General features: G+C 40.4%; 12 protein-coding genes. 5 read left to right on the plus strand and 7 right to left on the minus strand.

Going from position 1 to position 9,936, the window contains the following annotated elements; all coding sequences use genetic code 11:
• Positions 1 to 675 (minus strand): carboxylesterase family protein (locus JWQ85_RS09125; RefSeq protein WP_299467142.1); only part of this gene is annotated, 675 nt, incomplete at its 3' end.
• A 116-nt stretch (positions 676 to 791) separates the two neighbouring features.
• Here JWQ85_RS09125 and JWQ85_RS09130 point away from each other — a divergent pair.
• Positions 792 to 1,076 carry a SelT/SelW/SelH family protein gene (locus JWQ85_RS09130; RefSeq protein WP_299467144.1) on the plus strand — a complete coding sequence of 95 codons (285 nt, stop codon included), beginning with the start codon at positions 792 to 794 and terminating at the stop codon, positions 1,074 to 1,076.
• Between the two features lie 64 nt (positions 1,077 to 1,140).
• A complete protein-coding gene (locus JWQ85_RS09135; RefSeq protein WP_299467146.1) occupies positions 1,141 to 1,578 on the plus strand; it encodes an Rrf2 family transcriptional regulator in 438 nt (145 codons plus the stop codon).
• A gap of 66 nt (positions 1,579 to 1,644) precedes the next feature.
• Here JWQ85_RS09135 and JWQ85_RS09140 read toward each other — a convergent pair whose 3' ends face one another.
• On the minus strand, positions 1,645 to 3,117 hold the full coding sequence (locus JWQ85_RS09140) for a hypothetical protein (RefSeq protein ID WP_299467148.1): 1,473 nt from the start codon (positions 3,115 to 3,117) through the stop codon (positions 1,645 to 1,647).
• Positions 3,118 to 3,218: 101 nt separating this feature from the next.
• Entirely contained in the window at positions 3,219 to 3,938 is a 720-nt protein-coding gene (locus JWQ85_RS09145) for an RluA family pseudouridine synthase (protein ID WP_299467150.1), read from the minus strand.
• A 185-nt stretch (positions 3,939 to 4,123) separates the two neighbouring features.
• On the opposite strand from JWQ85_RS09145, the gene JWQ85_RS09150 reads away from it, so the two are divergent.
• Entirely contained in the window at positions 4,124 to 4,612 is a 489-nt protein-coding gene (locus JWQ85_RS09150) for a hypothetical protein (protein WP_299467152.1), read from the plus strand.
• Between the two features lie 50 nt (positions 4,613 to 4,662).
• Here the strand turns inward: JWQ85_RS09150 and JWQ85_RS09155 are convergent, their stop codons facing one another.
• The 3 genes from JWQ85_RS09155 to gatB form a co-directional block, all read right to left on the minus strand.
• Positions 4,663 to 5,349 (minus strand): response regulator transcription factor, encoded by a 687-nt coding sequence (locus JWQ85_RS09155; protein ID WP_299467153.1) that lies wholly within the window; start codon positions 5,347 to 5,349, stop codon positions 4,663 to 4,665.
• Between the two features lie 103 nt (positions 5,350 to 5,452).
• On the minus strand, positions 5,453 to 6,568 hold the full coding sequence (locus JWQ85_RS09160) for a redoxin domain-containing protein (RefSeq protein WP_299467155.1): 1,116 nt from the start codon (positions 6,566 to 6,568) through the stop codon (positions 5,453 to 5,455).
• Positions 6,569 to 6,571: 3 nt separating this feature from the next.
• Complete coding sequence (gene gatB / locus JWQ85_RS09165) at positions 6,572 to 8,041, minus strand: Asp-tRNA(Asn)/Glu-tRNA(Gln) amidotransferase subunit GatB (protein WP_299467157.1); 1,470 nt, start codon at positions 8,039 to 8,041, stop codon at positions 6,572 to 6,574.
• A 200-nt stretch (positions 8,042 to 8,241) separates the two neighbouring features.
• On the opposite strand from gatB, the gene JWQ85_RS09170 reads away from it, so the two are divergent.
• Together JWQ85_RS09170 and JWQ85_RS09175 are read left to right on the plus strand one after the other, a co-directional pair.
• On the plus strand, positions 8,242 to 8,895 hold the full coding sequence (locus JWQ85_RS09170) for a hypothetical protein (protein ID WP_299467159.1): 654 nt from the start codon (positions 8,242 to 8,244) through the stop codon (positions 8,893 to 8,895).
• A gap of 160 nt (positions 8,896 to 9,055) precedes the next feature.
• Positions 9,056 to 9,529, plus strand: coding sequence for a hypothetical protein (locus tag JWQ85_RS09175; RefSeq protein WP_299467161.1), 474 nt, complete (start codon positions 9,056 to 9,058; stop codon positions 9,527 to 9,529).
• Between the two features lie 74 nt (positions 9,530 to 9,603).
• Here JWQ85_RS09175 and JWQ85_RS09180 read toward each other — a convergent pair.
• The coding region (locus JWQ85_RS09180; RefSeq protein WP_299467163.1) for a DHHA1 domain-containing protein at positions 9,604 to 9,936 on the minus strand (333 nt) is incomplete at its 5' end.

Raw genomic sequence — 9,936 nt, forward strand, 5'->3', positions numbered from 1 at the left:
TGGCGATACCATTTGTGCCGATACCGCTATAGAGCCTGCAGATTCGCCCGCAATGGTCACCCTATTGGGGTCACCGCCGAAGGCTGCAATATTTTTTTGTACCCAGCGCAGGGCAGCCGTCTGGTCAAGCAATCCATAATTACCTGATGCATGGTGCGGAGATTCTTTAGTCAATTCGGGATGGGCCATAAAACCAAATACACCAAGGCGATAGTTTACCGTTAAGGCGATTATGCCCCTTTTAGCCATGCTTTCGCCATCGTAACGTTCTTCAGAACCATCACCTGCAACAAATCCACCTCCGTAAAAATAAACCAATACAGGCAATTTGGTTTTAGATGGCTTTGCAGGCACCCAAACATTCAGGTACAGGCAGTCTTCACTCATACCCGGCGAGCGAAATTTCATATCTCCAAAAACATTTTTTTGCATGGGGTTATAACCAAATGCATCACATCTACGCACACCCGTCCAGCTATTAACCGGCTGTGGTTCTTTCCAGCGTAATTCGCCAATAGGCGGCTGTGCAAAAGGGATACCCTTAAAGCTATTTACTCCCGATTTCTCTGTTACGCTTTCAACAATACCGTTTTCAATTTTTACCTGCTTGCCTGTTTGTGCAAAGGCTGCCATACAGGTGAATTGTACCAGCAGAAAAAATGTTATTTTTTTCATGAAATATGTTTTATAATTGATTGGTGTTTGAATGATGAAATTAGTAAAAATTATTCACCATGCAATTTATTGTGTCTGTTTGACATAATGAATTGAATTTGTTACACAACACTCGTATGAAAGCTACTATCACCATTGAATATTGCCCAAAATGCAACTGGATGCTTAGGGCGGCCTATATGGCGCAGGAACTGCTAAGCACTTTTAGTGATGACATTTATGGGGTAACGCTGCAACCCAGCGAAACAGCTGGCAAGTATAGTATCCGGATAGATGAGGTTGTGGTGTTCGACCGTAAGGAACAAGGTCGTTTCCCCGAAATAAAAGAGCTGAAACAACTGATACGAGATGTGGTATGTCCCGAAAAAAACCTCGGCCATTCAGATAAGAATGTAACATAAATACTATGTCTGCATATTATGTCGTACAAATTTGTTTATGTAACTTTGTGCACTATATTTATAGATGCTATCCAAAAAAACTAAATACGCGATAAAGGCGCTGGTGGTCATGGGAAAAAACATGGACAAGCCGCCTATGCAGATCTCAAGAATTGCCGAGCTGGAAAAAATCCCTAAAAAGTTCCTGGAGCAAATATTGCTCGATTTGCGGAACGCTGGTTTCTTATACAGCAAAAAAGGTGCGGGCGGCGGTTACAGCCTTAATAAAGACCCCAAAGAAATTTTCCTGGTTAACATTATGCGTATAACCGATGGGCCAATAGCCATGGTTCCCTGTGCAAGCCTTAACTTTTATCATCGTTGTGATGAATGCCACCAGGAACACACCTGTGGCATACGCGATGTATTTATTGAAGTGCGTGATGCTTCGCTGAGGATATTATCGGAAACAAGTATTGCAGATATCATCGCACGCGAAACAACACTGATCAGCAATGATTAAGGAGTTTAAATTCTAAAATATGGTAATAATAGAGAATATGGTAATAATAGAGTAAGTGCTCTCTACCTATTCGTCATTAAGCTTTTCTGATATGTTTTTGATAGATTCATCAAGCAATGATGCTGATTTATACAGATGAGGTTCTAACTGTTCATATTCTTCCAGCTTATTATCGCTATGTTTTAAGATATCCATAATACCCAAAATATTGGTCAGGTATTTTCTAACCTCGTGCGAGTTGATAAAGGCCAGTTCTTCTCTCTTGGCGGCAAATAGCAGCTTTTCATAATGCCTTTTCTGTTTAACGTTACGGTATATCAGCGCTATGGCAACAATGCTTAAGGCCGCTACAAGCACCATAAAGATTAGCCAAAGCCGCTCGCGCTTATAAGCCTCGGTACGTTGAATGTAGGAATTTTCAGTTTCATCAATTTTCATCTGCGATGAAATGTTGCCCACCTGGGTTATTCTTAAATTATTCTCCTGCGATTCTTTTAAAGCCAGTTTAAAGTTGTCTGCTGCCAGCTTGGTATTACCTTTCTTCTCGGCAATTTGTGCCAGCAACTCATATAAATGAAACCGGATTTCGGGGTGATTATTATCAGTTGTATTGGCAAGCAGTTTATCCACGAACTGTTTTGCGGAATCCAGTTGCCCGTTCTTGAAATAGGCATCGGCTAAATGTTGATCATCTAAATCGCTGGGTACGTATTTCTGATTCTCTTTTAAATCTTTTATTTGCTTTATAGCTGTCGTATAATCCTGTTTAAGTAAACTGAGATAATAGCCTGTGCGTAACCGATAGGTATGTATTTTGTACGATTTACTATTTAGGGCTTGTAACTTCTTATGATATATCTTTAATGAATCATAGTTTTTCATCCGAAAAAAATTCTCAGATTTATTATATAAGATTATCGCCGTAAGTTGCTCCTTTCTCAATGGGGTTTCTGTTTGTAACAGCGCCTCTGCCTGATCCAGATAGTTGATAGATTGATTGTAAAAACCTGATTTATAGTACAAATCTGAAATATTTACATCCAATAAAATTTGCAGTAAATTATCCTCCATCATCAATGCTTCCTTTTTAGCCATACGATAGTTATATATCGCACCTGTAAAATCGCCTTCGTCGGTTTTTATAAAACTTAAATGACTTAAGAATTGATACAGTAAATAATGGTCGTTATTTTTCCGGGCCATCTGTATAGCCTTTAACATATATACTTCGGCGTTCTTTAGATCGCGGTTTTTATTCAAGTAAATACTTTCGGCAAAGTAGCTGAAAGCCTCTTTGTCTGGCAAATTGTATTTTGTAAACAAAAACTGAATAGTATCCTTACCAGCAACTGTTTGGGTCAGTTGTGCATTCTGAAAATAGCTCTTAATATACTTTATTAGCCGTTTTTGCTGTGTCAGCCTATCTTCCTGCTGAATTATATTAATAAGCGTATCTTGTTGAATGCTTATTTGTGTGGCATGCAATGTACTTGTAATCAGGAAAATAAAAGCTATATTAATACAAAGCTTTTTAAACATGCATAGTTTTTCTTATAAATTTACATTAGGAAAGCGTAAAAACAAACATTTGGTTATTAATATTTTTACACCCAGCAGACAATATTAAGCAAGAAACTTAATTAACTGTCAAACTTCTCCAGCAATTTCAATAAGGTTTCAAAATCTTTAGGATATGGGGCGTGAACAGTTATATCATTACCCGATGGCAACTTAAAGCTTACCTCATAGGCGTGCAGGGCAAAACGTTTCATAATTGGAAGTTCTTCCTGATCCTTACCCAAAATGTATTTACGCTTGATCTTGGAAAGAAACACAGGCTGACCTTTGTACATTTCATCTCCGGCTATTGATGCACGCTGTGTAGCCAGGTGAATACGGATCTGATGCATGCGGCCTGTAACCGGGCGGCACTCTACCAATGTATAATGCTTAAAGTATTTTAACGACTGAAACCAGGTTTCGGCACGTTTGCCTTCCTGGCGGCTTATGGTTACGTTGCCTTTACCTACATTAAGTATAGGGAGATCGATCAGCAAGCTCTCAAAAACATGTGTACCATCAATAATTGCATGGTAAACTTTCTTCACCTTGCGTTTCTCAAACTGCATAGATACAGTGCGATAAGCTTCGGGGTTTTTGGCTATTATAAGCGCGCCTGAGGTTTCTTTATCCAGGCGGTGGCATATCTGTGCATCATCGGTGTATTGCTTAGCCAGGCGCAGCATATTGATCTCGCCGCCCTCACGCTCATCCAACGAACTGATAAATGGCGGTTTATTCACCACAATTATATCATCATCCTCAAACAGTATCAGGTCGGCAAACTTTGGAAACTTCATAGCCGGCAAAAATACGGTTAATTAAATTAATTGCGGTATGGCCTCACCTAAATCCTCTCCAAAGCAGAGGACTTGAAAATATCCCTCTTCCTCCCTCTCTTTGGAGAGGGCCGGGATGCGGCTCTAAAACAAATTTTATTCGCTTATGTTAAATAGCTAACTATCATCCACCTAAATAAAACACCATGAGCAAAAATAAAACACAACCTGAAGAAAAAGGCTTCTTTGAAAAGATGAAAGAAACCATTGAAGAATTTTGGGAAGGCACCAAAGAAACCGCCGAAGACCTGAAAGAAAAAGCGGAAGACAAAATTGACGATCTAAAGGAAAAGGTATCTTCCCAAAAAACAACAGTTGCAAAAAAAGCTACGGCCGAAAAAGCATCAGTCGCCAAAAAGGTTGCTGCTACTACGGATAAGGCTAAAAAAGAAGTGGCCAATATTAAAGAAAAGGCCGCTACAAAAGCAAAAACCGTTACCGATAAAGCTAAAACTACCACAGCCGCCGCAAAAAAAACAGTCACCGCTGTTAAAGCAAAGGCTGCAACCAAGGCAAAAACTGTTACCAACAAAGCTAAAACAGAAGTTGCCGCTGTTAAGAAAGCAGCCACACCTAAAGCCGCAGCTGCAAAACCTGCAGCAACAGCAAAAAAGAAAACTACTAACGCTAAATAATTAAAGTGCTGCATAACAAAAAAGGCCCCGATCAATCGGGGCCTTTTTTGTTATGCTTCAAATTTGTAGCCTACTCCTTTTACGGTAGATACGCAATCGTCGCCAAGTTTTTCGCGCAGTTTGCGTACGTGTACGTCAATTGTGCGGTTGGTAACTACTACCGAGTCTTCCCAAATGTTTTTTAATATCACCTCGCGGGTGTATACTTTACCGGGTTTTGAGGCCAACAGGTATAAAAGTTCAAATTCTTTTTTAGCTAATACTACCTTAACACCTTTTTTATAAACCAGGTATGCCTCACGGTCAATCACCAGGTCGCCAATTTCTAATTTGTTATCGGTAACCTCTTCTGGTGGTGTATTACGGCGAAGGATGGCGTTAATACGGCTAACCAAAGCACGGGGCTTTATTGGTTTTGCTATATAATCGTCCGCACCAACGTTAAAGCCGGCAATTTCCGAGTACTCTTCGCTGCGGGCTGTAAGAAAAACCATAAAGGTGTTCTTAAACTCGGGCATGGTACGCATAATACGGCAAGCCTCTATGCCATCCATTTTGGGCATCATTATATCTAAAACGATAAGATCGGGTTGGGTTCTTTTAGCTTCGGCAACTGCTTCCTGTCCGTTACGGGCAGAATATACCTGGTAACCTTCTTTTTTTAGATTATACTCTATCAGCTCTAAAATATCCGGTTCATCGTCAACAATTAATATTTTTTGTTTACTTGTACTCATGTATATTTAATTTTGCATAAAAGTATAAGCTTAATAGAAGCTTATGGTTAAGTCAATATTAACAAATTGTTAAATACCACCATAAGTTAACCTTTAATTGAGGTTATTTAAATGTTTTCTTTAAAAATTCTTCAAGATCAGCCCCTGTAACATTTTTTGCAACGATAACTCCTTGTGGGTCAAGTATAAAGTTTGAGGGTATAGCCTCTATACGATACAGCCGCTCTGTTGGGCCTTCAAACCTTTGCAGATCAGATACATGCGCCCAGCTTAAACCATCGGCATTAACAGCTTGCTGCCAGTCTTTTTTCTCCGTATCCAATGATATCCCTAAGATATTAAAGCCTTTATCTTTATATAGTTTGTACTGTTTAACCACGTTGGGGTTTTCCTGCCTGCATGGGCCGCACCACGATGCCCAAAAATCGAGCATTACATATTTGCCTCTATAATCTGATAACTTAACCTGCTTGCCATCAATACTTGCAATTGTAAAATCGGGTGCTTTATGGCCTACTGATATTGGTTTTGCAGCAGCCATTTGCTTTAAAAAAGTTTGTACAGCAGGGTTATCTTTAAAATCGTCCTTAATATCATCTGCATAAGCAACTAATTGCTGTTCGTATTTATACTGATCAAGGGATGTTGCCGCGTAGAAACCTGCAAGCGATTTCTTGTTCTGGTCTACAAACTTTAATACCTCAACGCTGTAATCGGCAATGTTTTTCTGAAACTGTGGCATATAAACCTTAAGCAATGAATCAGATTCTTTACCCAACGCTGCCGACTTTGCGGTGTACTCATCAGATAGTTTACTGTTTTTACCACCGTAGAGGTTACTTATCTTATTAAACTCTTTTATTTTTTCGGATGCTTCAGAGCCACTTATCTCATAGTCGTGATTCAGATTTGAAATGTCGGTTTTGAAAGTTATTTCATCACCATTTTTGGCGACTATATCATATATATTGCCGCCAATACGTAATTTATATAGGTTAGTATAAGGGGTAGAGTGTTTAAACTGAAAATCGTTGTTAGCGCTAAGTGTAGTTGAATCAACAATACTTACCTGGTTGCTATCTGCTGCCAGCAGGTACACCTTTTTAATGCTTCCGGGATTATCCAACTTGCCCGATATACTGAATGTGGTAGATTCTTTGCACGATGCAATAAAAAACACTGCCAAAAATGCGAGGCAGGTAACAATACGATTTTTCATATCTTATTTAGATTCTAATTCTTTTATTAAAAGCTGGTTGGTTTTCTGCGGATCTATTTTTCCTTTCGAAAGTTTCATTACCTCGCCCATGAACAAGCCTAAAACGCCCTTTTTACCCTTTTGGTATTCTATTACCTTGTCGGGATATTTAGCTAATGCCGCACGGATAAACCCTTCAACCTCGCTTGTATCTTCACTAATAAGCAAGTTCAGTTCTTTGGCCAATCCTTCGGCTGTTTTGTTGGCATCTTTCACCAAAACAGGGAACAGCTTTTGAGCTGCTACCGAGTTATTTACCTTGCCATCATCTACCAGCTTTATTAACCCGGCCAGGTTTTGCGGCTTTATGCCTATATCGCCAATGCCGATGCTGTTATCGTTAACATACGACCGCACCGAGCCCATTACCCAGTTTGCTGCCGATTTGTAGTTATTGGTATACTTTATCAGTTCTTCAAAGTAGGCGGCAAATTCTTTATCGGCTATAATAACACCGGCATCATAATCAGACAGGCCAAGCTTTGTAGTGTACTTTTCAAAAAGTTCGTTCGGCAGGGCCGGCATATTACTGCGGATATCTGCAAGGTAAGCTTCGTTCAATTGTACAGGCATCAGATCAGGCTCGGGGAAGTAGCGGTAATCATTCGCCATTTCTTTAGATCGCAGTACTGATGTTTCGCCGGTATCGGCATTAAAGTTTAACGTGTTTTGATCTATATGGCCACCGTTCTCAATAACCTCTATCTGGCGGGCAAATTCATGCTCAATGGCACGCTGCACATTACGGATAGAGTTCAGGTTCTTCACCTCACAGCGGTTGCCATAAGCTGCAGCACCTTTTAAGCGCACAGATATGTTGGCATCGCAACGCATACTGCCTTCCTCCATGTTGCCATCGCAAATATCAAGGTAACGCAATAAACGGCGGATCTCGGTCAGGAACTGCCCGGCCTCTTCGGCACTGCGCAGATCTGGTTCTGATACAATTTCTATTAGTGGTACCCCTGCCCTGTTCAGGTCTATAAGGGAATAATTATCGTGTTGATCGTGTGAGCTTTTGCCCGCATCATCTTCCATGTGGATGTGATGGATAGCTATATTTTTTGATATACCATCGGCCAGCTTTACGGTAACATTACCGCCAAGGCATATGGGCTGCTGATCTTGCGTGGTTTGGTAACCCTTTGGCAAGTCGGCATAAAAATAATTTTTACGGGCAAATGTATTTTGCAGATTGATTGCGCAATTACAAGCCAAACCCATTTTTACCGCATATTCAACCATTTTTTTGTTGATGCGCGGCAATGTGCCGGGATGCCCCAGCGAAACCGGACTCACATTATGATTAGGCTCGGCGCCAAAAGCGGCCGAATCTGATGAAAATGCTTTACTTAAAGTAGATAATTGCGCGTGTACTTCTAATCCAACAACCAACTCGTACTTATCACTCACGCCGCTTTGTAGAACTGCCATATCGTATATTCAGCTGTTATTCAGCATTGATCAAACATGCCAAATATAACGTTATATGTTATTTTTCATAGCTATTTTTTAAAAGCAATATTCAATTGCACTATGTGCCATTCCGGGGTATGGCATGTAATGTGCAAATCTTTTTATTAAACCTTCCGTTAAAAGGCCCGTCTGTTTAAATAAGGGCATGCATTTTGCCTATGCAGAAACATAATATAGAAGATACCATGAAAAAATTGATCTTAGGGATGCTGGCAAGTTGCTTTATACTTGCAGCATCTGTTACCCAAACCAAGGCCCAGGTAAGTGTTAACCTTAATGTTGGCATCTGGAATCCGCCTGCAGAATACGCTGATGCTAATTACTATTATTTACCTGATGTGGATAGTTATTACTACGTTCCTACCCATCAATATGTATACTTATCAGGTGGGCAATGGGTTTTCAGACGTTCGTTGCCGCCGCGTTACAGTTATTATAATATTAACGACGGCTACAAAGTAGCGGTTTATCGCCCAAGGGCATACCGTTATTACCGTAACGACCGCGTACATTATGCACGTTACAGGGGTGTAAAAAATGTGATAGTCCGCGATCGTTATTACAGCCCACGAACAAGGGTTGTTAATCGTACGCACTATGTTAACAGGCCCCATACAAGAGTAGTTAATCGCACCCATTACGTGAACAGGCCACACACAAGGGCTGTGAACCGTACCCGGGTTGTAAACAGACCATCGCATACTAGCGTGAGAACGGTTAGCCATGTTAATCGCCAATCACATGCAAGGCCACAAGGCCATGGTGGTGGCGGGGGTAACAAAGGCCACGGTGGCGGTAAAGGCCATCATTAATCATAATTTGATAATATATTTATAAAAAAAGAAGGACTGCTTTACAAGCGGCCTTTCTTTTTATAGGCCACTATATTATTTAGATATTAAACATTTATAGAAGTTATATGTCTATAGCTTGTATGTTATAATACACACTTAAATTTTATTTGAAGAAACTATGAAAAAATTAATTTTAGGATTGTTTGCAAGTCTTTTTATACTTGCGGCATCTGTTAACCCGGCCAAAGCACAAATAAGTGTTAATCTAAATATTGGCAACTGGACACCTCCCGCAGAATATTCAGATGTTGAATATTATTACCTGCCCGATGTAGAAAGCTATTACTATGCGCCCAAAAGGCAGTTTGTTTATTTAGACGGCGGCCGCTGGGTTTGGAGAAACTCGTTACCTTCAAGATACAGCAGCTACCGGATTGACAACGGTTATAAGGTTGCTGTGAACAGGCCAAGGGCTTATACATATTTTGAAACCGACCGCGTTAGGTATGCCAAATATAAGGGGTCAAACAAAAAGATGATAGTGCGCGGTAATTCTTACAATGCACATAATAAAGTAAAGTATGTAAAAGTTAAAGGGAACAATGGCAATGGTAAAGGCCATGGCGGCGGAAAAGGCCACGGCAAACACTAATTGAAGCTTTAATATAAACAAGAAAGACCGCTTTATGAGCGGTCTTTCTTGTTATAGTGGTATAAGCATTATACTTATAAAAAGCTTTTTGCTTTTGCTAAGGCATTATCAATACCGCTTACATCGCTGCCGCCCGCTGTAGCGAAGAACGGCTGGCCACCGCCACCGCCTTTAACTTCTTTGGCAAGCTCTTTAACAATGTTACCTGCGTGCAGGCCTTTCTCTTTCACCAAAGTCTCGTCTATCATTACCGTTAGGCTTGGTTTGCCGTTAATATTGGCAGCCAGTACCAGGAATAGGTTTGGAACAATATCTTTTAGGTTATAAGCCAGGTTCTTGATCGCATCGGCATTTGGTAATTCAACCTTTTGAGCGATGAAGTTGATGCCGTTGATATTCTCGGCTGT

It is taken from the genome of Mucilaginibacter sp. (assembly GCF_028288105.1).
In the GTDB taxonomy this organism is placed as follows: domain Bacteria; phylum Bacteroidota; class Bacteroidia; order Sphingobacteriales; family Sphingobacteriaceae; genus Mucilaginibacter.